Origin of the sequence: Methylocystis sp. (assembly GCF_051061225.1) — a bacterium.
Classification (GTDB): Bacteria; Pseudomonadota; Alphaproteobacteria; order Rhizobiales; family Beijerinckiaceae; genus Methylocystis.
This window is the reverse complement of sequence record NZ_JBPFEB010000010.1, coordinates 1-25,346: the sequence shown is the minus strand read 5'-3', so window position 1 is coordinate 25,346 and position 25,346 is coordinate 1. Positions and strand designations below refer to the sequence as shown.

The window sequence follows — 25,346 nt, the reverse complement described above, 5'->3', positions numbered from 1 at the left end:
TTCAAAGCGAGCGCCGCCACGACAAAAGGAAGAAAGGAGAAAGCAAAGCTCTTGACCACGGACCAGGCATGAAAACATAAATCAACCAGGGTCACTTCTCAGTGAAAATCCCGGGTCAACTCTCAGCGGAAATCAACACCGGGCCCAAGCGCCGGTTTTGGCGGCGGCTGAAGCGCAAGTGCACAACGCGGAAATCGCCGAAGCGCTCGGGCAAATCGCGCCAGGGTATGCCCGTGCGATACCGGTACAGCACCGCCTCGATAAAAAGCCGATTATCCTTGGCAGTCACGCCGGCAGTCCCTTCGCGCCCGGGAAGCAAGTTCCTGATGCGCTCCCATTGATCATCGCGCAGAGAATGACGACGCGCCATCGGTCGGCCCCTCCGATTCCGCCGACCGTCTATGAATCACGCAAAGCCAATCTTGGGAATCTGGAGGGTTATGTGAGGATCAAGCCCCCAATTGATGACATGCCCTAGGTTGTTTCCGTCCCGAGTGAGCAAAAAAAAGCGCGTGAGCGATTGAATGGCCCCAACAAGGCATACTAGAACGAGAGCCAGCAGCGTCGCCGTAAACAGCAGCTCGATCTGGCAGATAAATCGAAACATGATAGCGCGGTCGAAAACCGCCACGAGGAGGAAGGGCATTCGAATTCGGCTCTCCAACCCTCACGAAGTAACTGCAAGCGGCTCTTTGGGTTTCATACGAGCCCATAAAAGACTCGCCCTGAGCGGTTTGAATGCCCGCGCATGAGATCGGCAATCGTCCGATGAGCATAAAATCGCAGTCTCAGAGTGCCAGACTGGTGCTCATGAGTCCGGTTGATCAATCGAAGCGGTCGCTTCCGCCCGCGGTCGGATCGCCCGCTGGGCGCAACCATCTCCCCGGAGTAAAGCGGCGTCGGTAGCAGCGTGACGCAAGCGGCATCCACTCGGGCGTGACCTCCAACGTCAGCGAGTCTGCAGGCCAGCGCCTACGCCGTTCGAAACTCTTGGACTGCGCTGACGGCGCAGCACGTCGCCTTCGAAGACCTGCGTGCTCGTTTGTAGGGTTCGCCTTGGCCTGCGGGGACAAGGTGGAGCGTCGACTGGAAGGAACAAGACTTCGGCCAAAATATGGGGAGCACGGCTGTCCCGGACAGCGACGCCTGCGTGTTTGCTGGTCCCCGGGAGCGCGGGCGCCCGTGCGGGCTACCCTGTTCGATAGGCATATCCACGGCGATGCGAACTAGATGACGTCTACCAAAAGGAGAGGAATGTGATCAAAGCAGCAGGATCAAAACTCGAGCTAGATGACATCCAAAGCGGCGTTCTGCGTCCCCGGCCTACTCCCTACGTCGCCACCTACATCCTTCTTCGTATTGATGATAGGAGCGCAGGCCGGGAATTAATGCGGCGGGCAGTGTCCGTCGTTGCCTCGGCCGCCGGCCCAACTAGTCCATTGGGCGAGACGTGGGTGAGTGTCGCTATTACTTTCGAGGGCTTCAAGGCGCTAGGAGTTCCGCAAGAGTCTCTCGAAAGCTTCTCGCCCGAGTTCAAAGGTGGGATGGCTGCCCGTGCGAGCTTGCTCGGAGACACCGGCGAGAGTAGCCCTGAAAATTGGGAAAGCCCCCTCGGCACTTCTGATGTCCATGTCGTCATCACGGCGCTCTCGCCAGATGCGCAGCATCTGGAAGCGGCGTTGGAACGCGCGCGCAAAACGAACCAAGAGTTGCCAGGGATCACCGCCATTTGGCGTCAGAATTGCCAAGCCTTGCCCACGGAAAAAGAAGCGTTCGGCTTTCGGGACGGCATTAGTCATCCTGCCGTTGAGGGAAGCGGCATTCCTGGAACGAATCCCAAGGAACTGCCTCTTAAAGCAGGTGAATTCGTGCTGGGCTACATCGACGAGGCCGGCGTTTTACCCAGAATGCCGCAGCCTGAGGTCTTAGGCCGTAACGGGTCGTATGTCGCCTTCCGAAAGTTGCACCAGCGAGTTGCATTGTTCCGAAGATATCTGAAGATGAATTCTTCCTCCACCTCGGAGGAAGAACTGCTAGCTGCGAAAATGATGGGGCGCTGGCGGAGCGGCGCGCCGCTGGCGCTCTGCCCGCTCCACGATGACCTCGAGCTTGGAGCCAACGCACAGCGCAACAACGATTTTCTTTATGAGGCCGACGACGCCATTGGATACAAAACCCCGGCGGGCTGTCACATTCGGCGGTCCAATCCGCGGGATGCGTCTGTGGCAGGCATCGCGCGGATCCATCGAATGATCCGCCGCGGAACCTCCTACGGCCCTCTGCTTCCAGAAGGGGTGCTGGAGGACGACGGCACTGATCGAGGCCTGATGTTCGCGTTCATTGGCGCGAGCCTGGGGCGGCAGTTTGAGTTCGTTCAGTCGGAGTGGCTCAACAATGGCGGGTTCATCGGCTCAGGTGGCGCCAAAGACCCGATTACAGGGGCGAACGACGGCAGCGGTGTCTTCGCCATCCCACAGCGGCCGATGCGAAGGCGGCTGCATGGCTTGCCCAGATTCGTTGTTACCCGGGGTGGCGAGTACTGCTTTCTGCCTGGGTTGCGTGCGTTGCAATGGCTCGCTGAGCTAGGGTAGAGACAACCCCTCTACGCCGCCTTTTTCTGCCCTTCGCGGCCGTATCAGCAGCGGGCGCCCGCTACCTCCCGGCGGCATTGCGGCCATCATCGAGGCCTCTGGCTCTCGGGATCGTCGGAACCCGGGGGCGGCGGCTCCTGGCGAGCGGGAGCCGCTGTTTGAGGCCTTAGTAGTAGCCACGCCGGATCGCACGCCGCTCGGTGCGATGGGCGTAATGCTCTCCACGCCGTTCGTAGCGATGGACTTGTCGCTCACTGCGACGCGCCCCGCGGCGCTCCATCCCAACCGTGACCTGAATGACCTGCCCCGATGAGGCAGTGAGCCCAACTACGCTTGGCGCGGCAGCCATAGGGGTCGCGTTTGCTGCGGCCTCGAAGCCCAAGAGCATCAGCGCGCCGAAGGCTAGCCGAAAAAATCGAGATTGGATCATGGCAGTCTCTCCTTCCGCGGGTTTAACTAACCCTGCTCAACAACCTTGCAAGCTCGATTCTTGGGCCACGTGCATAAGGTTTTCTGTGGGGACTGGATCAACGTTCCGAACCAGGATCAGGAAGGCCATGCCGCAAGCAGGGAATCTGCATGGCAGCATAGCGAGGGGCGAAGACTTATAGCGTCCCGGCCCCGCTGATCCTCGTCCTCGATCAGCGTCGCCGTTCCGCTTGCTGACGGCGCCATGCGGGGGCGAGCGCTTCATAGGGAAAGGGAAATCCTTCAGCGACATCGTGCGAGACGGGGTTCGGCCGCCGCACGCTCGCTAAGTGCATCGAAGCCGTGGGGGCGAGTCCGATCGCTGGCGCCCGTGGCATGGTCGAATCTCATCGACCCCAGGAACGATGCGGCAGCCCTCATCCTCACCATTCGCGCCCGCTCGCACTGCACTAGGTAGGCAGAAGCGCCGCTGGCACTTTTGTTATTTCCCTAAGGAGGACTGGCAGATCGCGCCAACCACCCGACCGATCCGACCTTGTCAGCACCTTCTGCCAATAAATGAGGCTGCGATCCGTCTCGTCGGCGCGCTCCTGATCGAGACCAGTGACGAATGAACCGTAGTGGCCCAGATACATGGCGCTGGAACCTCTAGCCCGCATGGGCAATGCTGAAAGGATTAGTCTGCCTGCCGTTGCCGCCTGAATCTTATCATGACCTCTCGAAGGTCCGCGTTTTTGTACCACCTCTCGGAGTAGGGCTACTCGGCATCTTCCCCCGCAATGAGGCCGTTGGTCCGTCTTGTCGGGGTAGTGAAGGTGATTGACCGAGGAAGGAGGGCGCAGCGATGCAAAAGCAGTTAATGGGAATGTGCTTTTTGATATTCCTTCCGTTATTTGCAAAGGAGGCTAAGGCGCAGCTCTTCTACGAAGATTGCGCTCAGGGAAAATGCCGTAAAGCCTTCATCGAAAAGAAAGAAAAAATCGGGGATGAGCTATATTTCGTACAAACCATTTACCTTACATATCATCAGCTCGGCACCACAAATGCGGAGGAGCAAAATAGAAGCGCAAAGATTTCCTGCAACATGGTCAAGCCAACAGTGACATGGGGGCGCGCCGGAAAAGCACAGATTGTTAACAAGAGCATATTCGCAAAACCTGTCCTCAAAAAAGGTAAGCTTGCAGAGCCTCAGAAACAGGCAAAGTATGACGACACGACTAGCCTTTGGAAGAAGATCTGCCCCATGCATTGAAGCAAAAAACTGATTTGCCCTCCTATATACACTCTGCGCCGCCGTTTTAGGCTGCGCCGCGTAAGCGCTCGATCATCATTATGCTTTAGGTCAGTGAACCGCTGTACGGAACTGCTCGTTGACCGGTTCAATACGAAATTCTTCCTGACTTTGCTGTGTGCTATTCGCCCGCTGAGCGCTGAGGCGTTGGTTGTCCAGCTACCCTGCGCCCCACGGCGGGAGCTCACTTCGAGAAGGTCCTCGGGGAACGTATGCGTGATCGGATCATCACGCGGAAGCGTTTGTTGTCATGTCTCCGGTTGGATGTGCTCTGCTTGATTGCAGAACATAGGCGCGCGCGACCGCTAATCGATCGCGTAGCAGTCCGCGCCGTCGCTTGCGCGCGACCGCACGCCGCCGCGCTCCTGTCATTACCCGGCGCTGCATCTCGCGCGACCACCTGCCCACTTGTTTCAGGAACCGGTGGCTACACGTAAGTATCGACGCGGTCTTCTGCCGCGTTGGACCGGTAAGTCGTAGGTAGGAGGGACCAATCTGAAAAAAGCTTATGTTTTCGGATTAGCGGCAGCGTCGTCGCTAATCGTTTATGGTCCGGTTGCAAAGGCCGGTTTAATGGTCGCATCGCCGAACGCCTTGAAGGCCGACAATCTTATCGTCAAGAGCGCTCAGGAAGCGCGTCAGGGGCGTCAAGAGACTCGCCAAGGTAACCGCGGCGAGCGTCAAGGGAATCGGCAGGACAATCGTTCGGAACGTCAAGGGAACCGCCGTTGAACTGTAGAGCAAGTCTCTCTGAAATGCGCGCTGAAGTCGACGTGTGAATCGGCGCAGCGCGTTGCCCGCGCAGCGTCGATTCGATCCCCACCAAAATTCGTTCCATCGCTGCAATATCCTCTGGAACGAAATGGCTTTACCTCCGCCACTTCGCAGGAAAAGTGACGCTCAGTTCCTGAGAAAGCCCGCTTTGCCGATTTGTGACGGCTCTGCAACCGCGCCGCAAAATGACGCTCCGTGTTCTTAATTTTCCTGCGAGTCCTTCAACAGTGGCCTCAATTGAGGCAGAAGGTAAAAAGCAAATGCTGGCTTCAGCTTCAATTTTCAGCTGCTTCGATCAGAACATCTGCGATCTCACCATGGACTATAGGTTCAGGCCTGCCGGACTACCAAGAACATGGCTTGTGGCGCATGCTTCCCTCGCCACAATAATTAGGGGGTTGTTCGCGCAAAATCCTAACCGCGAGAATATGCCCAACTGCCATGTCAGTACAAAATCGCGCCCACTCGCCGACGCCTTCGGCGTGAGCGGCAAGTCTGAGCGGCTGATCTTTTTTGAAGCCGTAAGTCATTGCCAAAAAGGAAGAGACGCCCCTTGAGAGCAGGCGGCTAGCAGCTTGCGCGCATTCATCCGGCGGGAACAAGCATAGTTGGCCTCGCGTTGCACGGGTTGCCTCGGGACTTTGCCGGGCAAGAACCCTAGGAGAAGCCAATGAGAACGGCACGCAACGCGCTTGTGGTGGCGCTCGCCGCGACTATGGCGATCGGCACACTGTCAATTTCCACCCCCGCCTCCGCATGGGGCCGTTATGGCGGCGGCGGCGGATGGGGACGCCATGCTTGGGGCGGCGGCGGCTTGGGCTATCGTAATTGGGGAGGTGGCCGCTGGGGCTACGCCGGCATGCGTTCGGGATTGGGCTATGGCCGCTGGGGTTACGGCGGCATGCGCCGGGGCTGGGGCTACGGCGCCACGGCGGGACTGCTTGGCGGCATGGCGCTCGGCGCCGCGGCGAGCTACGGCTCCGCCGGATGCGGCACTTACGGCGCGGCCTACCCGACCACTTATGGCTATAGTGGTGGATGCGGCACTTACGGCGCAGCCTACCCGGCCACTTATGGCTATGGTGGTGGATGCGGCACTTACGGCGCAGCCTACCCCACCACTTATGGCTATGGTGGTGGATGCAGCTGCCAGTGATTTTGTGCGGCCCGGTCCTGTCTCCGCCGGGCTGAGCCAAAGACATGCAACCGCGCTTGGCGCGGTTGTGTGTTGTCCTTAGGTGCTACCATCTTCACGGAGAAAATGGATTGGCGGTATCTTAGCGAGATGATTGAGCCGGGCCACGCGGAGCGCGCCAGCCTGCGGCGCGCGTCCTTCCATTGGTGGCCCTTGCTTGATGACGTAGACAATCCCGTCGGCAACTCGCCGGTCATCGACCAGAGGTGCGTCCCCGAGACAGCGGGAAGGAGGGACGGCGATACAGCGCGCAATGACTGCCAGCTGGCTGAATGCCTGGCCGATGGCTGCGTGAAGCGGTCTCCCCATGTGGCTGGGTTCACGACCGTGCTGGGGCCGGGAAATCTTCGGATAATCGGATAATCTTCATGAAAGCCAATTGCACGTCGACCTGCAGCAGCACGGATCAGGCGAGGGCGACACACTATGCCAACAGCCTTTGCCCACTCCAAATAGGAGCGGGCTGACCATCGGGCGCGTCCACATGGCGCTTCGCGGTCACATTCCTGCTAACTTCCGCAGTAGCATCTGCGCAAGTTTCGCCAAGGGATAGTCGAAGAGAAGTAGCGGCAGCATCGGCGCGACCGCGGCGGTGCCTATGACGGCGAGCAATCGGGCGCTGACTGGCGCGAGACGCATCTTGCGGACGACCGTCACGCTGTTCGCAAGATCCGCGAGCGATTGCAGATCGGGCGTTCCGAGCAGCGGCTCCTGCGGGCCCTCATTCCTGATCCATTTCCGCTCGAAGGCCCCCACATAGCGGGACGAAAGCTCCGTATAGTCGCGCAGCCCTTTTTCCTGGCACGCCCGCAGCTTGAAGGCGAAGACGCAGGGCGGCGCGACGAACAGCAGGAAATCGATAAGCAGCGTCACGAAGAGAGCGGAATAGACAGCACTGAGACTATTTCTGCCGGAAGCGATATCCTCGGCAAAAGTCGCCGAGACAATAAGCGAGATCGCGAGAGCGAGAGGCGCGAAACGCGTGTGGACAATCTCAAGATAGCCGAGTCCTCCGACGCCGTCAGGATGGGCGGGCGCTAATTCGAGGTCCATCCTCGATAACCGCCGCAGCAGAACCCACCAGCAGGCCAGGCGCCAGCCCCAGCGGACCATCAGGAAACGAAAGAGCGGTAGACAGACAAACCAATACCACCCCGCGGCAAGGGGCATAACAGCGAGCTCCTGGCTCGCTTCATGCGCGCCCTGCCCCGAAAGGCGTATCCGCGCCCAGAGCAACGACAGCGCGGCCGCGGCGAGGAGGCTTGTTGCGTCCGGCAACCACGAGTCCTTCGAGCGCTGGAGCCGCCCGGCAGCGGCCTCAAGTTTCGGTAATGCGCGCTGTCCCGCGACTCCCGAGCGGACCAGCAGTTTGACGAATTCCCGGGACTTGGCGTCGAGCGCCGCTTCGGCGACGAAGAGCAGCGGCACGGCCAAGAGCAGCCTCGCATGAACCCCGACCACCGGCAGAGTGAAGATTTTCGTCGCGCCGCCCTCCGCTAAAGCGAGAAGGACGAGGACGAGCCAGGGAACCCAACCCAGCGCCAGCCCCAATGGGACCGTATTCCTGTCATCACGCACAAGGCCGAGCCGCGCGCCCAGCCGGTGCAGCGGGCCGCCGAGGAGTGTGAATTCCACTGTATTTGAATTGGAAGTCATTCGACCGCGCAACCCTATGCGCATTAGCCGCGGAGGTGGAATTTGAGGCAGCAATGCGTTCTCATCTACGATCCCTCTCCTTGCGGTTTTTGGCAAGACTGAGCCACCCCGGAGCCTTCGCTGGCAGCCGAGAAGCTCGGCGTACCCGAGGGATCAAATCAACCTCAAAATCAATGACAGAAGGCATTAGCGCCCCCCTTCACGACGCACCAGACTAAGCCAGCGAGGACACTACATCTTTCCACCACGTGCCAAGCAGAATGTCGGCAATTAGGGCGGCTACCCAACGACAGCCAGCCGCCACAAGATGAAGGTAGATCGCGCAAAGACTTTGGAGCACGAGGTTATCGTGTAATGCAAGGAACACAAGACAAGAAAGTCATCACGCGCTTGATGTCGTTTTCTAAAAAACTCGCGGACAATTAGGGTCGACTAAGCGAAAGGATCTCCCTCATATTCATCAGCATCCGCTAATCCGATTCGAGCCTCCTGGGCAAACCGGACTAGCCCCATGCCAAGGGCAATAGTCGCGACGACGAACAACAGCCCCGCGGCATAGGCGTACGTTATTCCAAAAAACTAAACGGTGAAGATGATCGCGAGAAGCAGGGTTGCACATATTCCCGCAACCAGCGAGGCATGCATGCCGCTGCTAAGCAGTTGCGCGCGTCGGCGCAGACGCTGAACATCAGCCCTAAGATGCGCCCTGGCGGGATCGTCTTGAGGGATTGCATTCAGGGCGCGGATACGGACTATTACCGCAGCCAACCGCGAAGACATTAAGGATACAAAGCCCGACCCCCGACCGCGCCAGAAGGACGACAAATTCTCGGAACTTGGCGTCTAGCGCCGTTTCGGCGTCGGCGACAAGGAGCAGCGGCAGCGCCAGAAGCAGCCGCGCATGAACCGCTACGACCGGCAGAGAAAAGATTTTCGCGTCGCGCCCTGAGCCAAAGCGAGAAAGACAAGAACGAGCCAGAGGATCCAGCCCCGCGCCAATCCCAGTGGGACCGTATTCGTGTCGCCCCGCACAAGAGCATACCGCGCACCCAGTCGGTGCAGCGGGCCGCCAAGCAGCGAGAAGTTTCCTATTTCTGAAACCAATGGCATTAGACCTTGTAACGAACGGCGGCGAATTGCGGAAGAGCGCCCTCGTCGAGCGGACCGCGCATCGCGGATGAAAACGGTCGCCTGACGCCTCAGCTTGCTTTGCAGCGCTCAAAACACCCCTTCCGCGCCACCATCTCACCGTGCCACCCGGAGGAGATCGACTATAGCCCGTCAGCCGGAAACTTTACGTGCGGATCTTCCAGCCTTGCTTTCAGTTTTTCAAGCGCGGCGCGTGACTCATCGACCATACGTTGTCGCAGGAATAAAAAATCGACCGCCTTCAACCAGAGGCTCAACGGGGTGTACGATAATTCTCTCTCGAACTGGGTGCTGCCCCCTTTCTCCTTCAGACGATAGGTAATCTCCGCCCGCACCTGGGGGGTGACGGTGGCAATCGACCACAGGCGAGGGAAAACGTGGCGCGTTACGAGCCATACGCAACTTCCTGGCCTGCCCGCGGCGACAAATTCCTCTTTGACCTCTTCACCCACGGCGAGCGGATGGTCCACAGCACCACTGACTGAGCGTGAGGCTGGATGCCACTTCGGCCAATTGGCCGGTTCGGTTGCATACTCGAATACATCGCCTATCGGCCGAGCGATGATCGTTGAGAGAATAATTTTTGTCATGGCGTGACCTCTCTTGCTTAACGCTGTTTCTGTCCTGATCGGTATCATTGCCTCGCACAAAATTACGCACAGCCGGCTTAATGACAGCCTTGGAGAGCGGCGCACGGTTCGCCAACTTGGATGAATCCCGCGCCCATCTGCGTGACCGACCACGGCGAGTGGACGAGTGCGCCCCAGGGCATTCAGTGATCATTGAAGAGCTCCGAACCATTGCGTCTGCGGCGTGGCCCGCTGATGGGGGCCATCCAAGCGTCTTGCTTTCGCCAAATCAGCCGCTTAACCTCGAGCCGGTCGATTTGCTGCCAGCCTCTCGACCAAAAGAAAACGCCCCGACGCCGGTCCTAAGCGCGAAGCGTTTCAGATCTCCGCCCATTTCTGCGCCCATGAGAAAACCCAACTGGCGGCCCACTTCGTTCAAACGCCCGGACGGAACCGTGAAAGTCGTTCCGGACGATTTGACCCTGTGCGACGCCGCCGGCCGCGTGTTGGCCCGCACCTACCATTGCGTTTTTGGCCCGAACGCGGGGCTCTGGCTCTGGACGGTCCTAATCGCTGCTGAAGGCGCGCCCCAGAACGCCTTGACGGCCTCGGCGACAGGCTGCGCGGCGACAGGGGCGCAGGCGCGTGAGATGTGCGAGCAAATGACTCGCGCGCTTCGCGGCGAGTGCAACGCTCGGACAGCGGAACGGCGGCGCCGCGCAAGTGAATTTCGCTAGGCTCGCAGATTAGATGTCTCTTCCTCTTCCCCTCGCGCATTTCCTATGAATTTTAGATGCGGCGCCGGTCGGCTGATTTCGGCGGTGGCCGTGGGGTATGGCGTCTGTCTTGATTGCGGAAATCGACCATTATGCCAACGCTGGGCTGAGACCTTCGACCTCGCCGATTGTGCCTGCAGCGCTCTGCATCAAGCCGCGTTGATTGTTGACCGCCGATCAGGTTGCGAGAGACTGCGCTAAAAGAAGACTGTCCAGAGTTGGCTGTAATACGTAAACAAGCTCGGCGTCTAGCTGAAAGACGTTCACCGATCGGGCCTGCACGCGATGCAACGCTCGCACGCGGCAGAGAGACATCGATGCCGTGAGAAATGCGATCACTGAGCCTTCCTGGAGCAACGGCCAGACGAAGGACAGATCGATCGCCTGAAAACGATCAAACGAACGACGTATGGTCGAGCGAGGCCAAAACTCCTCCCCTCGCGCCTGCTACAGGAAGTGACGCGCAAAACGAGACGAGCCGGCTCGCCTTAGCTGCGTTACCTATCGGCAAGCGCGAAGCGGTGGATGAGGCCACCAATTACGCCCCCGAGCAGCGGTGCGACCCAGAACAGCCAGAGCTGCTCCAGCGCCCAGCCGCCGACGAAGACGGCCTGGCTCGTCGAACGGGCAGGGTTCACCGAGGCGTTGGTGACCGGAATGTCGACGAGATGAATGAGCGTTAATGCCAGGCCGATTGAGATCGGGGCGAAGCCCACGGGCGCGCGGCCTTCCGTTACGCCGAGAATGACAAGTAGGAAGAAGCCGGTCAGCACGGTCTCAATGAGGAAGGCCGACTGCCACGTATAGCCCGCGGGCGAATGCTCCTCGTAGCCATTGGCGGCGAAGCCGTTGGCGAGAGAGAAGTCTATATTGCCCTGGCAGATTTTGAGCAGCACGAAAGCCGCGACCGTCGCGCCGACGAGCTGGGCGATCCAATAGGGGCCGAGCTCCTTCCAGGGGAAGCGGCCGGCGGTCGCGAGGCCAAGCGATACCGCCGGATTGAAATGGCCGCCGGAGATGGGGCCGAAGGCGTAAGCGCCGGTGAGCACTGTGAGGCCGAAGGCGAGCGATACGCCGGTGAAACCTATGCCCAGCTGGGGAAAGCCCGCCGAGATCAGCGCGCTGCCGACGCCGCCAAAAACGAGCCAGAACGTGCCCAGGAATTCGGCGAACAGCTTGCGGCCGAAACCCGCCGCAAAGCCCTCCACGAGGGGGCCGGCGGCGCTGCTCTGGTTTGCGACGGCGCCGACGGCAAGATTGTCGGCGGCGCGCTTGAGCGACAGGCCGAACCCCATCCAGCTCGCCCCGGCGAAGATCAGATCCACGCCGAGAAACGTGCCGAGAACCCAGAGACTCGACACCGGCCAATGGGCGAGGATGATCCCGCCGACCAGCAGGGTGACGATTCCAGAGAAAACGACAAAGCCCCAGGGAGCGTCCTTGGGAAGCTGAAACGCGAGGAAGATGCGGATGAGACCGGAGGCGACGAGCACGGCGCCAAGCAGGAGAGTCAGGAAACCCGCCGCAAGCATAGGATTCCGGATGATGTCGACGCCGGCGACCAAATACAGCAGTCCGATGAGGGTCCAGAGGAAGAACTTCCTCCAGGAGCGGACAACAATCGCGTAGACGATTTCGACGATGCCGCTCACGACCATAGCCACGCCGACGATCATCACGGTGACCACGGTAGCGCCGACGACGCTGCCGAGCGCCACGAAGCCAGCGAGCGCGAGCAGGGCCCCAAAGGCGACCATCCAGCCCCATTTTTCGCGCAAGGGCGCCGCCTCCGCGGCTTTGTAATCAAGCGAGCTAAAACCGGACATAGCCTTTCCTCCCCAAAAATGCACTTAACGCATGATTTAGCGTTAGAACCCCAAGGGAAAAATGGCAATCGCGTCTGCCACCGCCCCAACCTTTTTGTAGAATTGGCGAACGGCGACGGGCGAAGCGGCCCACTTTTGTAGCTAAAGCGACGTAAGAAGCCATCAATCGTGAGAATATCATTGGCCGATATTCCCACGTTTAACGGCTTTTTCGATTCGGAATCGGATATTCTCAAGCCAAGACGGCTCCCGACACCCAGGTCGATGTACTCACGCTCACTGAACAGCACGGAGCGGACGGCCTCGCATTGGCGGTGCGCCGACGGCTGATATGTCGGCAATGTGGCGCAAGAAGCCCGCGAGCACTCGTTCGTCTACACGCAGTGCGGGAGAATCGCGTGTGGGTGCCGGTGCCGTGACGAGCTGGGAGGTAGACCAATATGTTCCATCGGATGGCGATTAAGTTATTTTAACGACTTTGTGCAATCGACGCCATCTCAGGTTCACAATGTCTCCTGATTACGCCTGAAACTCAGGCCAGCTTGAGCAGGTGATAAGGCATGGGCAAAGTTCTGATCGCGACGAAGGCGAGACGCGGGATCATTTCGCCAAGGTCGTATCTGCGGTTGAACGGATGTCGGGAGCCATTTTGGCTTGAGAATGCGTCATGAAGAAAATCAATCATTTGATCGGAGCCATCACTCAAGCCAAGATGGCCCCTGACAGGGGGAAATTTGAGGATATACATCTGAATTGAGAAAACCGACCGCTGATAAACACTTAATTCGAGAATTTACATCCCAAACGTTGGCCAAGCATGCGCGGGGAAAACATGCATCTATAATGAGAAGTTCCGCCGGATTCAGTAACTCCGCGCGGCCTAACATCCGTTTTATTTCAGGCGCTTTGATGAGATGGTAGTGGCTTCTTTACCGAGAGAGACAATTTCTCGATTTAATTGTCCGAGCGCGAATGTCTCGCTCGAAATTCTCAAATAGCGCGTCCCGAGCCAGCGCGGACCGGGACTTTCTCACAATAAGATGTATCCTGACAAGGGGCTGAACGTCCAGATTCAAGACATCCGCAGCAAGGTGCTGCTCGAGGCGCTGATTGTATCTTGGGCCGAGTGGTTTTGCGGCATCTTCGGTTTGGCTCCATAACTTCTCAAGCCTTCTCTCGGAAATCTACGGCATCCGAAGCTGAATAATCCGACATGTCAATGTCGTCGCCGCATCTCTCTCACGCTTTCGGAGGAGCGCCGGTCTTAATTTCAATCGTCTTGGTCTTCTGGGCGAGTGCGGTAGGCTTCTTGACCACCACGTGAAGGACGCCTTTGTCTAAGTGAGCCTCGACGGCGCCATCCTCGGGCGTGAATGGCAAAGCCATCGCGCGGTAGAAGGAGCCGTAGCTTCTTTCCTCGACATGCCAGTCCTTCTCGTCCTTGGTCGATTCCTCTTTCTTCTCGCCGGAAATGACCAAGCGGTTGCCGTCCAAATTGATCTTGATGTCCTTCTCCTCCACACCTGGAAGCTCAATCGTAGCCTCGATAGCTTCGCTTGATTCGGCGACGCTCACCGCGGGCACATTTGCGCCGACGCTCAGCGCCGGGATGTTCTGACCAAAGGTCCTGAACATGTCTTCAACTTCGCGCCGGAACTATCTGGAAGCCTCATCGTGGCTAAACCACAAACTCGGCAATTTCATTGCAGCCTCCATTGAGAATGGCCTTTTACGGCTACGAATTTAGTCCCGTAGACGCCCACTAGCTAGTCCGACGATTTGCCGCGTCGATGAAAGGTGCCTATGCGCCAGACGGGATCACTTCATCGGGGCCGGCCACTGCATCCAGGACCCTGTTCCGCCTTTAAACATGCGAGGCATGGTCCTGAAACAAATTCCTTAGTTCAGCGGTATATAGCTATTATCCGGATTCTTCTTTAGCTCAAAATAGGCTTTGAGTTTGCCGGTTTCGGCAAAATAAACAATTTCTTTTGCTTTCAATTCCATGACACGGTGCAAGAAGATCGTTCTATACAGAGAAGCGTTAACATAGACATCTCCAGACTTTTTCTGAGCGGTTTGCCAGGCTTCAAGAAAGGCTTTTGGATTGTCTAGCTTCCCATTTTTATCGATATGATTGCGCGCGTCTCTTATGGCGTCGTTGAGTTGGCCAAAGCAATGCGACATCCCGATGTGCCACGTCTTGACGGACAGGCGATCGAGCTCAGGAATTTCTTTACCAAACGAGTCTCGAAAAAGCGGGTTATGGCAGTCGATCTTTGAAATATCTCTCAAACTGACTGGTCCCGCATTGCCAAGCGCGGAGTCGACCGCCATGTCAATACGGCTCAATAGAGTTGCATCATCAACGTTCCATCTCGTCAGGACGTCATCGTATGTTTTCAACGCGTCCCTAAGCCGATCTTCATGACCTGGCAATGGCGCTGGCACCTGTGCGAGTTCATCAAGCAGGCGATACCCTCGATACCAACGCTCATGGGCAAGCGCGATTGCTTCCGAGTGAATCTGTTCCGCGTTCTTAATATTCTCTTCTAATCTCGCGAGGCGCTTGTCTCGGACCCAAGTCACATAACCAAAGACGCCAGATACGATCGATCCAAGAACACCAACGGTCAACAGCTTCACGATGTCTGGTTTGACTGTATTCCATAAACCTTTGTCTTCGTCGTCCATGACTTACTCCTAATTAACGCACCCGATTCGAGCCTGCCAAACTCGTCGCTATTACCTGACCTCTGGCAGATCTCATTAAGACGGAGACGCAAGCGCCAACCGTCGGCGCAATCGTCGGCCAGCTGTCAAAATCCTCACGATTGAGGCGTGGCTTCTTGCCTGAGCGCGAGCTGAACAGGTATGGGCCAAAGTCTCCCTGTAACAAGATTTTGCCCTGCTTGCTTCTTGAAAAGCTGCAAGGGCATTCATAAGTCAAAAAACGTATTGGCACTCGGTCATATCGAGTGCCAAAATTTTTGCGCAACCCCTTTGCCGGGATGATCACCTTCGACATCCGCGGCCCAGAAAAGGAAGAACACCGCATGGCATTTCGTCCGCTGCACGACCGGGTAGTAGTCAAACGCCTTGAGGGCGAGGAAAAGACGAAAGGCGGCATCATCATCCCCGACACTGCCAAGGAAAAGCCCCAGGAGGGCAAGGTGGTCTCGGTCGGCCCGGGCGCCCGTGACGAGAGCGGCGAGCTCGTTTCCCTCGACGTGAAGGCCGGCGACCGCGTGCTGTTCGGCAAGTGGTCGGGCACCGAGGTCAAGATCGACGGCGACGACCTGCTCATCATGAAGGAAAGCGACATCCTGGGCATCGTCGAATAACTCGGCCCCGCCCTTAACGCTTTCCGATAACATTCCAGGAGTTTCACATGGCTGCCAAAGACGTCCGTTTCTCCACCGACGCGCGCGACCGCATTCTGCGCGGCGTCGAGATTTTGAATAACGCGGTGAAGGTCACGCTCGGTCCCAAAGGGCGCAATGTCGTGATTGAGAAATCCTACGGCGCACCGCGCATCACCAAGGATGGAGTGACCGTCGCCAAGGAAATCGAGCTCTCTGACAGGTTCGAGAACCTCGGCGCCCAGCTCGTCCGCGAAGTCGCGTCCAAGCAGCACGACGCAGCTGGCGACGGAACCACGACCGCCACGGTCATCGCGGCGGCGATCGCGCGCGAAGGCGCCAAGGCCGTCGCCGCCGGGCTCAACCCGATGGATCTGAAGCGCGGCGTCGATCTTGCCGTTGAGGCCATCGTCGCCGACCTTGCGAGGAACTCTCGGAAAGTCACCTCCAACGACGAGATCGCCCAGGTCGGCACCATCTCGGCGAACGGCGACCGCTTCATCGGCGAGGAAATCGCCAAGGCCATGCAGAAGGTCGGCAATGAGGGCGTGATCACGGTCGAGGAGGCCAAGAGCCTCGAAACCGAGACCGACATCGTCGAGGGCATGCAGTTCGATCGCGGCTATCTGTCGCCTTACTTCATCACCAACGCCGAGAAGATGATCGCCGAGCTCGACGAAGCCTACATTCTCATCCACGAGAAGAAGCTCTCATCGTTGCAGCCGCTGCTGCCGATCCTCGAAGCCGTGGCGCAGACCGGCAAGCCATTGCTGATCATTGCCGAAGACATCGAGGGCGAGGCGCTGGCCACGCTCGTCGTCAACAAGCTGCGCGGCGGTCTGAAGATCGCGGCCGTCAAGGCACCCGGCTTCGGCGATCGCCGCAAGGCCATGCTCGAAGACATCGCCATCCTCACCGGCGGCCAGATGATCGCCGAGGACCTCGGCATCAAGCTCGAAAACGTGACGCCCCCCATGCTCGGCCGCGCCAAGCGCGTGCGCATTGAGAAGGAGAACACGACGATCATCGACGGCGCCGGCGACAAGAAGGACATCGAGGCCCGCATCTCGCAGATCAAGGGCCAGATCGAGGAGACGACCTCCGACTACGACCGTGAAAAGCTCCAGGAGCGTCTCGCCAAGCTCGCGGGCGGCGTCGCGGTGATCCGCGTCGGCGGCGCGACGGAAGTCGAAGTGAAGGAGAAGAAGGACCGCGTCGACGACGCCCTCAACGCCACCCGCGCGGCGGTCGAGGAAGGCGTTTCGCCCGGCGGCGGCGTCGCGCTGCTGCGCGCCATCAAGGCGCTCGACGGCGTCATGGTCGGCAACTCCGACCAGAAGACCGGCGTCGACATCGTGCGCAAGGCCATTCAGGCCCCGGCGCGCCAGATCGTCGACAACGCTGGCGGCGACGGCGCCGTGGTGGTCGGCAAGCTGCTTGAGTCAAAAGAATACGCCTTTGGCTATGATGCCCAGACCGGCGAATTCGGCGATCTCGTGAAGCTCGGCATCATCGACCCGACCAAGGTCGTGCGCACGGCCTTACAGGACGCCGCCTCGATCGCCGGTCTGATCGTCACCACCGAGGCGACGATCACCGAACATCCGAAGAAAGAAGCCCCGCCGGCGATGCCGGGCGGCGGCATGGGCGGCATGGACTTCTGAGGGTAGCAAAGTTCGTGAGTGCAGAGGCGGTCCGGCCCTGGGGCATCCCCAGGGCCTTTTGTCACCCGGAACTGGAACGCATGAGCTCCCCTGCCTTTTGGTCGTTACAGACACGACCTCAGCCGGTAGGCTGCTTATTCGAGGCATTCGATGACCGATAAAGCCAACCACATCTCCTGGGGCGCCGAGGCTGTTTTGGTTTTTCAGCGTCGGCGCCGCACAGGCGACGAGCATGTCATCGCAGATCTGATTTGCGATCTCGGAGATTTGGCTGACGAGCGCGGTCTCGACTTTCTCAAAGAGGTCGCGCGAGGCTTTGGACACTGGCATGCGGAGCACAATGCGCGTGACCGGGGCAATCTCCGGCCGGATGCCCTCGTCAAAATCAAAATCAAGCAGAGGTAACAGCGACACGCCAGTCTTTCTGTCGCCAATGTCGGAATCAAAGCCTGCAATCGTGGGCTGCTACCGCACTCACATAAGTCCGCTGTCCTTAGAACGGTTGGCCCAAAAACCCGTTGGTTAAGATCAGGACCCAAGGAAAGGAGATCGTCGTATCACGTCGCTCGCAGTTCGATGTCGTCTCCTGGATCAGGAAGACGGACACATTTCCTGCGTTGCGCGACGAACTGATCGGGCCCCGTTCTCGAACCTGACGAGTCAAGCGAGTGGGATGAAAAGGTCGCTTTCCACTGGGCGTTCGACAGTCTTTTGGAGGCCGAGAGCGTCGCAGAGGCCTTGGGGGAGCGCTATGCGCGCAATGGCGAGGATCCAACGACGGCCTTCCTTATCTGATCAAGAGAGCGAGCTAAGGGCGTGAAAGACGAGCATGCGACGGAGCCCGAAACGCTCATCAGGCGGCGACAAACCCTTCCTTGCGGACGACGTCAAGGCCCGTCGCGGGGACGCTGATAGTGGAGCCCAATGAGTCGGAGAAGAAACCGGAACTTGATAGTTTCTGCGACGCGATGCTCGGCATTCGCGAGGAGGCGCGGGCCATCGCGCAAGGACGCATGGACAAAACTAACAATCCTTTGAAGAACGCGCCCGACACCGGCCGGATTGAAAGGATCGAATCACGCCCTCTGCTCGGCGGACTTCACCGCCCCCATGCTCGCATTTGATTTTCTGCACACACCTCTCGTCGAATTACCAAAAAGACATAAACACATCGCCGGAGTCCTCCCATCGTCGGCACTCTATTCCTTATCGAACCTCGGTTGAACAACATCAACGTAGCTCCCTTCATTCCGTCGCGTCCATTCCGCCCTCCATGCGGCGGCTCGCATTCGACAAATCGCGATAGGCTTTTTGCCATTCCGAGGGACCATTAGACGGCGAGACCTGTACGGCCGTCACCTTGTATTCCGGACAGTTGGTCGCCCAATCGGAATTGTCGGTGGTGATCACATTGGCTTGGGTCGAAGGATGGTGGAACGTTGTATAGACCACCCCGGGCGCCATGCGGCTTGTGATTTTTGCGCGCAAGCTCGTCTCGCCGGCGCGGCTCTGCACTCGCACCCAATCCCCCTCTTTCAAGCCGCGGTCTTCGGCGTCCTGAGGGTGAATTTCCAGCACGTCCTCTTCGTGCCAACGGCTGTTTTCCGTGCGTCGCGTCTGTGCCCCGACATTATATTGCGACAGTATCCGGCCCGTGGTGAGAAGAAGCGGGAAGCGCGGCCCCGTTCTCTCGTCGCTCGGCACGTATTCGGTGATGACGAATTTTCCTTTTCCGCGCGCGAAGCCATCGACGTGCATGATCGGCTCGCCATGGGGATGCTCCTCGTTACAAGGCCATTGCACCGAGCCGTCCTTGTCGAGCACCGCGTAAGATACACCGGCGAAGCGTGGCGTCAGGCGCGCGATTTCATCCATGATCTCGCTGGGGTGGGCATAGCTCCAACGAAGGCCCATGGCGTTGGCGAGCAGCTGCGTGATCTCCCAATCGCCGAAGCCGTTTTTCGGGCTCATTACCCTGCGGATGCGTTGAATGCGGCGTTCGGCATTGGTGAATGTGCCGTCCTTTTCGAGAAAGGTCGCGCCCGGTAAGAAGACATGCGCGTAATTTGCCGTTTCGACCAAGAACAGATCCTGCACGACCACAAGTTCCATTGCCGCAAGGGCGGCCGAGACATGTTTGGTGTCGGGATCCGACTGCAAGATGTCTTCGCCCTGAACGTAGAGCCCCTTGAAGACTCCCTCGATCGCGGCGTCGAACATATTCGGGATGCGCAACCCTGGATCTTTATCGAGCTTGACGCCCCAATCCGCCTCAAAGGCGGTGCGCGTCGGGTCGCCGGATATGTGCTGATAGCCAGGTAGCTCATGCGGGAACGAGCCCATATCGCAGGAGCCCTGGACATTATTTTGGCCGCGCAACGGGTTCACCCCGACGCCGGGGCGGCCGAGATTGCCGGTAGCCATGGACAGGTTGGCGATGGCCATCACTGTGGTCGAGCCTTGGCTGTGCTCGGTCACTCCCAAACCGTAATAGATCGCCGCATTGCCGCCCGTCGCGTAAAGTCTCGCCGCGGTGCGAAGATCGGCTGCAGGGACGCCAGTGAATTTCTCGGTCGCCTCTGGACTGTTGCGTTCCTCGGCGACGAATGCCGCCCAATCTTGGAATTCGCCCCAGTCGCAGCGGGCGCGGACGAAGGCTTCATCAACGAGCCCTTCCCTAACAATCACGTGGGCAAAGGCATTAACAACCGCAACGTTTGTGCCTGGCTTTAAAGGCAGGTGGCAGTCGGCCTTTACGTGCGGCGAGCGCACGAGGTCGATGCGGCGTGGGTCGACGACGATCAACCGCGCGCCTTCGCGCAGACGCTTCTTCATGCGGGAGGCGAACACCGGATGGGCGTCGGTCGGATTGCAGCCGATGATTAGAATGACGTCGGCGGCGTCGACCGAGTCGAAATCCTGGGTCCCAGCCGACGTGCCAAACGCCTGATGAAGGCCGTAGCCGGTTGGCGAATGGCAGACGCGGGCGCAGGTGTCGACGTTATTGTTGCCGAAGCCGGAACGAACGAGCTTCTGGACGAGATAGCACTCCTCATTCGTGCAACGAGACGAGGTGATCCCGCCGACGGAATTCTTGCCGTATTTGGCCTGGATTTCCCTAAATCGCTTCGCGGCGAAGCTTATCGCTTGATCCCAGGAGACGACCCGCCAAGGCTGGTCGATCGACTCGCGGATCATCGGGTTGAGGACGCGGTCGCCGTGATGGGCGTAACCATAGCCAAATCGGCCCTTGATGCAGCTATGGCCATGATTGGCCTTGCCGTCCTTCCAGGGGACCATGCGGACGACGTCCTCGCCGCGCATCTCTGCCTTAAAAGCGCAGCCGACGCCGCAATAGGCGCAGGTCGTGATCTCGGAATGCTCGGGTTGGCCGATGGCTATGACCGAGGTCTCGGTTAAAGTCGCGGTCGGGCAGGCTTGGACGCAGGCGCCGCAGGAGACACACTCCGACTCCATGAAAGATTCATCCATGCCCGCGGAAACGTGACTGCTGAAGCCACGGCCCGAGATGGTCAACGCAAAGGTCCCCTGGACTTCCTCACAGGCGCGCACGCAGCGGTTGCAGACGATGCACTTCGAGGGCTCGAACGTAAAATAGGGGTTCGACTCGTCCGCTGGGCGCCACTCGAAATTCGCCTCGCCATCGCGGCTAGGGAACACGTGGTTGGCGCCTTCATAGCCATAACGCACCTTACGCAACCCGACAGCGCCCGCCATATCCTGAAGCTCGCAGTCGCCATTGGCGGCGCAGGTGAGGCAGTCCAGCGGGTGGTCGGAGATATAGAGCTCCATTACGCCGCGGCGGATTGCAGCAAGGCGAGGCGTCTGAGTGTGCACCACCATGCCAGGCGCGACTGGCGTCGTGCAGGAGGCCGGCGTGCCGTTGCGACCCTCGATCTCGATCAGGCAAAGCCGGCAAGAACCAAAGGCGTTCATGCTGTCCGTGGCGCAGAGCTTCGGAATCTCGGTCCCGATCTCCATCGCCGCGCGCATGATCGACGTTCCTTCAGGCGCCGTGACGCTTTTGCCGTCAATGGTCAGCGTCACCAAGCTTTCGGACTTCGACGCAGGCGTTCCGTAATCGATTTCCTCGATAAGGGTCATGGCAGTTCCCCGTTCTCCGACGAGGGGTGGCGCGGAAGTTTAGCCGGCGCTTCTGATTAATAGTAGAGCTCGTTATCCGATAGACAAGCCTCGGCCACGTCGCCAAACATGAGGACATGATCACGACACTCCCCTCGGATCGAGCCGATCAGCCGTTGCTGCAGCCGTTCTGCCTGGGCGAGCGCGGCGCGGTTGGGCGATCACGAATGCCGATCGCGCGAAGGCGACGTTTGAAGATCTCGCCAAAGGCGCCGTCGCGGTCGCGAATGAGATATCTCGGTGCGGAATCCCAGTTGGGACCACGAACAGGTCCATCGACGCAATCCCATTGCGTGGTTGCGCAACGAATGTCTTCCAGCCTTGAGAAGGAGGCCTGCGGCGCTTCGCCATATACTTGGCGACTGAGGTCTGACCAATGTCGACGCCGAGCTTGAGGAGTTCGCCGTGGATCCTCGGCGTGCCGCACAGCCGGTTAGCCAGGCTCACGTCGCGGATCAATTGTCGGATTGCCAACGCCGCCTTCGGTCTGCCGCTGTGAAGTCGCGGATTCCAGCGCCAAAACAAACAAAAGCCGTCGCGATGCCAACGAATAACCGTCTCGGTCTTTACGATCGCAAAGGCGTCCGTAATCTTCAGCGCATGATTGTTTCCGACCAAACTGAAAATTGCCTGATCGTTCGCTCCAGATCGCGTCGATTTAGAATGAGCGCGCCCTTTTCGTATCGCTCGCAGCGAACAGTCATGAATTTATCGGAATGTGTGACCCGAAGTTCACGCCATTCGCTGGGCGCTTCGGGACAAGCTTTCGATCCGGGAGATTGCGCGACGGACAGGATTGTCGCGTAACAGGATCCGAAAATATTTACGTAAGATCGCCGCCCGCGTCGTCGAGATGAAAACGATGATCCGGATTCATCTGTCGACATCATGCCCGGGCCAGGAAATCTTGCACTCCGCGCTGGGAAGAATCCTGCGACTTGTCGCCTGAACGGTGGGGCGTGAGAAGCCCACAATATCGAACCCCTTCAGTCAATCCGCAAAAATCGTCTCGCCCGCCCTCTGTCCCTGCGCCCGCGATGATGCAGTGCGCCCGCGAGCACGCTAGAATCGAAAAAGTCACGCGAAAACGCTGCTCGCCGAAGCGTAACCGTCAGGGCCCTGCATAATTACGGCTCGATCGCAGCTGGTTTCAGGCTCATATCGCGAGACTAGGTCTTTCGGGACAAGCCTGAAGCGCCTTTGGCCCCTGTCGATGGGCAATCGGGCCACCTTTCTCTTCATGTCGTCTCTAATTCGTTCGGCGCTCGGGCGAGCAGTTCGTTGAGCTCCCTCGGAATGTCCAAATAACGGAATCGCCTTAGCTCGAACCCGACATCAATGGCTCCCCACGGCAGCGTAAACGTTGTCCACGGCCTGAGCTCCAAAAGAACAACGACATATCCGCCAGTGATCGCCCGCGCGATCCGCGCGACGGTGTAAATCGAGCTTTTGTACAGACCTCCATGTCCATATGGTCCTGCGGAATCGTCGATACATATAATTTCGGTTCCAGGCGCCGTATCGGGACTGATCATCGCTCGATTATCCTCTTACATGGCCCCATTCTTACCCGGATGGTAAGTGGCGGGCCTCCTTCTGGGTTACATATAAGCGCTCGGCTCCCTCGCTTGTTAGACGTCAACGTAACGCCATCGCTGACACAAGTTTCGAATGGACGGCGAGCTGAACGCGCTGCCGTACATTGTCCCAAGTGAATTCCCCCCGAGCTCACGCCGAAACCGCAAAACCTTTCAGCCGGGTCCGTTGGCAGGCGCCATAGCGATCATGCCGCGATTACAGACAGAATCTTGATCGTCTCCTATGAGAATGCGATAGGTGCGGCGATTCCGAAGTTGACCAAGTCGAATCCAACGCTCTTAAATGTCTCCGCGGCAAAAGTTGCACGAGAAGCAATCTCGTCTTTGAAGAGGAAACGCACATGGCTTTGATCAACAAGATGCTCGTTGGCGAGTCGCTGGTCGGCGAGGGCAACGAAGTCGCGCATATCGACCTCATCATGGGCCCGCGCGGCAGCGCGGCGGAGTTGGCCTTCGCCAACGCGCTGGTCAACGAAAAGAACGGCTTTTCGACGCTTTTGGCGGTCATTGCTCCGAACCTTATGTGCAAGCCGAACACGATCCTGTTCAACAAGGTGACGATCAAGGATGCCAGGCAAGCGGTGCAGATGTTCGGCCCGGCGCAGCATGGCGTCGCCAAAGCGGTTGCGGACAGCGTCGCCGAGGGCGTGATCCCGCTTTCGGAAGCCGACGACGTGTTCATCTGCGTCGGCGTGTTCATCCATTGGGACGCGAAGGACGACAAGAAGATCCAGGACTATAACTACACCGCGACGAAGGAAGCCATTGCCCGCGCCGTCAAGGGCGAGCCGAAAGCGTCCGAGGTCGTGGCCCAGCGCAACACCGCCAAGCATCCCTTCGCTCCCAACTGAGATTGAGGCGAGGTGATAAACCAGTCGGGGAGCCGCTTCCGGCTCCCCTTCGCTTGAAGAGACCACATAAAAAAACGCCCCGGACCATATAACTCCCAGGCCTTTTGTTCGGCTCTGGTCGCTCCATAGATCCGCCGGAATAGCCGCCAACGTCGAAGCGGTCGCGAACCAGCTTCCAGCCAAACGTTGTTTTATGTGCAGGGAGTCATCCCCCACCAAATGCACCGGCTTCGAGCGATGGCGCATCATTTTGTCGAGCAATTCGACGAAGAACCACGTTCGACACATCCGGACGATTTGCCCACTTTTCGATCCACACACTGGCTTCGCGCGCCCGACATGGTCCAGCGTCTCCGTGATCGCTCAGACCGCGACCATGGCCGATGCGCTTTCCACGGCCTTTTCATTACTGTCCGCGGAAAGCATCCGACGGATCGCTTCGCGCCTCGATGGCGCCGAGGTTTATGTCTCTGGACGAGTTGATGGGATCCGTGCGCTGTAACGGCGGGCGCGACCAGGCGCTGATCTGTTTTGAGAGAATTGTCGGCCTCAGGGTCCGCGAGTCGACGCGGGATGAGACTTGCGCCTGCCAGTTGAGCTTTGTAAATTCCTGCAGATTATCGCCAGCGGGCGAACTTCGCCTCCCGACTGCAGACTAGAGATGATCTGGCATCCTTTGGACATCGTCGATGGTCTGTGAGGGACCGAGCGTGTGGCTAATCGTCAACTACAGGGGCGTCGGTGACGACAAGATCCAACACTGAGTGGCTAGCGGCTCTGCGCCAGACGGGGCAAAGCCAAGAGAACGCCGTCAAGGAGCTGCGGCAATTGTTGCGCCGCGCCATTTTCAGTTTCCTGTCCCGCAAAGGCGGCACCAACGCCGCCGGCCCTAGCTACGATCATGAGGATCTGGCGGAAGATTGTGCATAGGAGTCCGCGCTCCTCATTCAGTCCAAGCTGGATCAATTCCGCGGCGACAGCCAATTCACGACATGGGCCTATTCGATCGCTATCCGCGTCACCCTTAACGAACTGCGGCGGCGCCGTTGGCGAACATCGGCCATCGAAGCCGCGCTCCTTGGCGACGCCATGCCGAATTGGCCGATCAAAAATCCCGGCCCCGAGCGAAGTCTCGAGCAGCAACAGGCTTGGACGATGCTGACCGAGCTGATCGAAACCGTGCTGACCCCCTTGCAGCGCAAGGCGTTGATTGCGCACGCCTTCCAGGAGATGCCGCTCGATCTCGTCGCGGAATGGTTGGGAACCAATCGAAATAGCCTCTATACGCTCATCCACGATGCGCGCAAGCGGTGACCTTGCCCTCGAAGAACGTCTCCCAAGGCTGATCGGATAAGATCTGGCTTTGGAGGTTGGTATGAAAGACTCATTTCGGGGGCAATACACGCTTGAGTTCAAGCAAGAGGCAGTTCGGCTGGTTCGAGGAGGCGCAG

General features: G+C 58.8%; 20 protein-coding genes and 4 pseudogenes. 12 read left to right on the top strand and 12 right to left on the bottom strand.

Annotation, left to right across the window (positions count from 1 at the left end):
- Window positions 1-163: 163 nt before the first annotated feature.
- A pseudogene (locus ACR652_RS02980) lies at window positions 164-370 on the bottom strand (transposase); the annotation flags it as partial.
- A 36-nt stretch (window positions 371-406) separates the two neighbouring features.
- Window positions 407-646: a hypothetical protein gene (locus tag ACR652_RS02975; RefSeq protein WP_434505030.1), complete on the bottom strand. Its 240-nt coding sequence runs from the start codon at window positions 644-646 to the stop codon at window positions 407-409.
- A 610-nt stretch (window positions 647-1,256) separates the two neighbouring features.
- Between ACR652_RS02975 and ACR652_RS02970 the strand changes: the two genes are divergently transcribed.
- The 4 genes from ACR652_RS02970 to ACR652_RS02955 all read left to right on the top strand — a co-directional run bounded on the left by ACR652_RS02970 (window position 1,257) and on the right by ACR652_RS02955 (window position 6,241).
- A complete protein-coding gene (locus tag ACR652_RS02970; protein WP_434505029.1) occupies window positions 1,257-2,591 on the top strand; it encodes a Dyp-type peroxidase in 1,335 nt (444 codons plus the stop codon).
- 1,273 nt (window positions 2,592-3,864) lie between these two features.
- Entirely contained in the window at window positions 3,865-4,272 is a 408-nt protein-coding gene (locus tag ACR652_RS02965; RefSeq protein WP_434505028.1) for a hypothetical protein, read from the top strand.
- Window positions 4,273-5,270: 998 nt separating this feature from the next.
- Window positions 5,271-5,642 (top strand): hypothetical protein, encoded by a 372-nt coding sequence (locus tag ACR652_RS02960; protein WP_434505027.1) that lies wholly within the window; start codon window positions 5,271-5,273, stop codon window positions 5,640-5,642.
- 113 nt (window positions 5,643-5,755) lie between these two features.
- A complete protein-coding gene (locus tag ACR652_RS02955; RefSeq protein ID WP_434505026.1) occupies window positions 5,756-6,241 on the top strand; it encodes a hypothetical protein in 486 nt (161 codons plus the stop codon).
- Window positions 6,242-6,778: 537 nt separating this feature from the next.
- Here the strand turns inward: ACR652_RS02955 and ACR652_RS02950 are convergent.
- The 8 genes and pseudogenes from ACR652_RS02950 to ACR652_RS02915 form a co-directional block, all read right to left on the bottom strand.
- The gene (locus tag ACR652_RS02950; protein ID WP_434505025.1) at window positions 6,779-7,936 is read right to left on the bottom strand and encodes a hypothetical protein; all 1,158 of its coding nucleotides are present in this window, start codon (window positions 7,934-7,936) and stop codon (window positions 6,779-6,781) included.
- Window positions 7,937-8,515: 579 nt separating this feature from the next.
- Complete coding sequence (locus ACR652_RS02945; RefSeq protein ID WP_434505024.1) at window positions 8,516-8,761, bottom strand: DUF2721 domain-containing protein; 246 nt, start codon at window positions 8,759-8,761, stop codon at window positions 8,516-8,518.
- A 446-nt stretch (window positions 8,762-9,207) separates the two neighbouring features.
- Window positions 9,208-9,675: an SRPBCC family protein gene (locus ACR652_RS02940; protein ID WP_434505023.1), complete on the bottom strand. Its 468-nt coding sequence runs from the start codon at window positions 9,673-9,675 to the stop codon at window positions 9,208-9,210.
- Between the two features lie 1,252 nt (window positions 9,676-10,927).
- Complete coding sequence (gene aqpZ, locus ACR652_RS02935) at window positions 10,928-11,638, bottom strand: aquaporin Z (RefSeq protein ID WP_434505033.1); 711 nt, start codon at window positions 11,636-11,638, stop codon at window positions 10,928-10,930.
- A gap of 177 nt (window positions 11,639-11,815) precedes the next feature.
- A pseudogene (locus tag ACR652_RS02930) lies at window positions 11,816-12,187 on the bottom strand (HdeD family acid-resistance protein); the annotation flags it as partial.
- A 601-nt stretch (window positions 12,188-12,788) separates the two neighbouring features.
- On the bottom strand, window positions 12,789-12,941 hold the full coding sequence (locus tag ACR652_RS02925) for a hypothetical protein (RefSeq protein WP_434505022.1): 153 nt from the start codon (window positions 12,939-12,941) through the stop codon (window positions 12,789-12,791).
- A 554-nt stretch (window positions 12,942-13,495) separates the two neighbouring features.
- Complete coding sequence (locus tag ACR652_RS02920) at window positions 13,496-13,891, bottom strand: Hsp20/alpha crystallin family protein (RefSeq protein ID WP_434505021.1); 396 nt, start codon at window positions 13,889-13,891, stop codon at window positions 13,496-13,498.
- A gap of 264 nt (window positions 13,892-14,155) precedes the next feature.
- A complete protein-coding gene (locus ACR652_RS02915) occupies window positions 14,156-14,950 on the bottom strand; it encodes a hypothetical protein (RefSeq protein WP_434505020.1) in 795 nt (264 codons plus the stop codon).
- A gap of 362 nt (window positions 14,951-15,312) precedes the next feature.
- Here ACR652_RS02915 and groES point away from each other — a divergent pair, with 362 nt between their 5' ends.
- The 4 genes and pseudogenes from groES to ACR652_RS02895 all read left to right on the top strand — a co-directional run.
- Window positions 15,313-15,600, top strand: coding sequence for a co-chaperone GroES (gene groES / locus ACR652_RS02910; RefSeq protein ID WP_434505032.1), 288 nt, complete (start codon window positions 15,313-15,315; stop codon window positions 15,598-15,600).
- Between the two features lie 47 nt (window positions 15,601-15,647).
- Window positions 15,648-17,282 carry a chaperonin GroEL gene (groL, locus tag ACR652_RS02905; protein ID WP_434505019.1) on the top strand — a complete coding sequence of 545 codons (1,635 nt, stop codon included), beginning with the start codon at window positions 15,648-15,650 and terminating at the stop codon, window positions 17,280-17,282.
- A 150-nt stretch (window positions 17,283-17,432) separates the two neighbouring features.
- Complete coding sequence (locus tag ACR652_RS02900) at window positions 17,433-17,687, top strand: hypothetical protein (RefSeq protein WP_434505018.1); 255 nt, start codon at window positions 17,433-17,435, stop codon at window positions 17,685-17,687.
- Between the two features lie 476 nt (window positions 17,688-18,163).
- Window positions 18,164-18,400 (top strand): annotated as a pseudogene (locus ACR652_RS02895) (hypothetical protein); the annotation flags it as partial.
- 127 nt (window positions 18,401-18,527) lie between these two features.
- Here the strand turns inward: ACR652_RS02895 and fdhF are convergent.
- Together fdhF and ACR652_RS02885 are read right to left on the bottom strand one after the other, a co-directional pair.
- Window positions 18,528-21,407 (bottom strand): formate dehydrogenase subunit alpha, encoded by a 2,880-nt coding sequence (gene fdhF / locus ACR652_RS02890; RefSeq protein WP_434505017.1) that lies wholly within the window; start codon window positions 21,405-21,407, stop codon window positions 18,528-18,530.
- Between the two features lie 120 nt (window positions 21,408-21,527).
- Entirely contained in the window at window positions 21,528-22,064 is a 537-nt protein-coding gene (locus ACR652_RS02885; protein WP_434505016.1) for a hypothetical protein, read from the bottom strand.
- 121 nt (window positions 22,065-22,185) lie between these two features.
- On the opposite strand from ACR652_RS02885, the pseudogene ACR652_RS02880 reads away from it, so the two are divergent.
- The 4 genes and pseudogenes from ACR652_RS02880 to ACR652_RS02865 form a co-directional block, all read left to right on the top strand.
- Window positions 22,186-22,278 (top strand): annotated as a pseudogene (locus ACR652_RS02880) (winged helix-turn-helix transcriptional regulator); the annotation flags it as partial.
- A gap of 1,107 nt (window positions 22,279-23,385) precedes the next feature.
- Entirely contained in the window at window positions 23,386-23,895 is a 510-nt protein-coding gene (fae, locus tag ACR652_RS02875; protein ID WP_434505015.1) for a formaldehyde-activating enzyme, read from the top strand.
- A 193-nt stretch (window positions 23,896-24,088) separates the two neighbouring features.
- A complete protein-coding gene (locus ACR652_RS02870) occupies window positions 24,089-24,397 on the top strand; it encodes an FAD:protein FMN transferase (RefSeq protein ID WP_434505014.1) in 309 nt (102 codons plus the stop codon).
- A gap of 443 nt (window positions 24,398-24,840) precedes the next feature.
- Complete coding sequence (locus ACR652_RS02865; protein ID WP_434505031.1) at window positions 24,841-25,209, top strand: RNA polymerase sigma factor; 369 nt, start codon at window positions 24,841-24,843, stop codon at window positions 25,207-25,209.
- The last annotated feature ends 137 nt before the right edge of the window (window positions 25,210-25,346 follow it).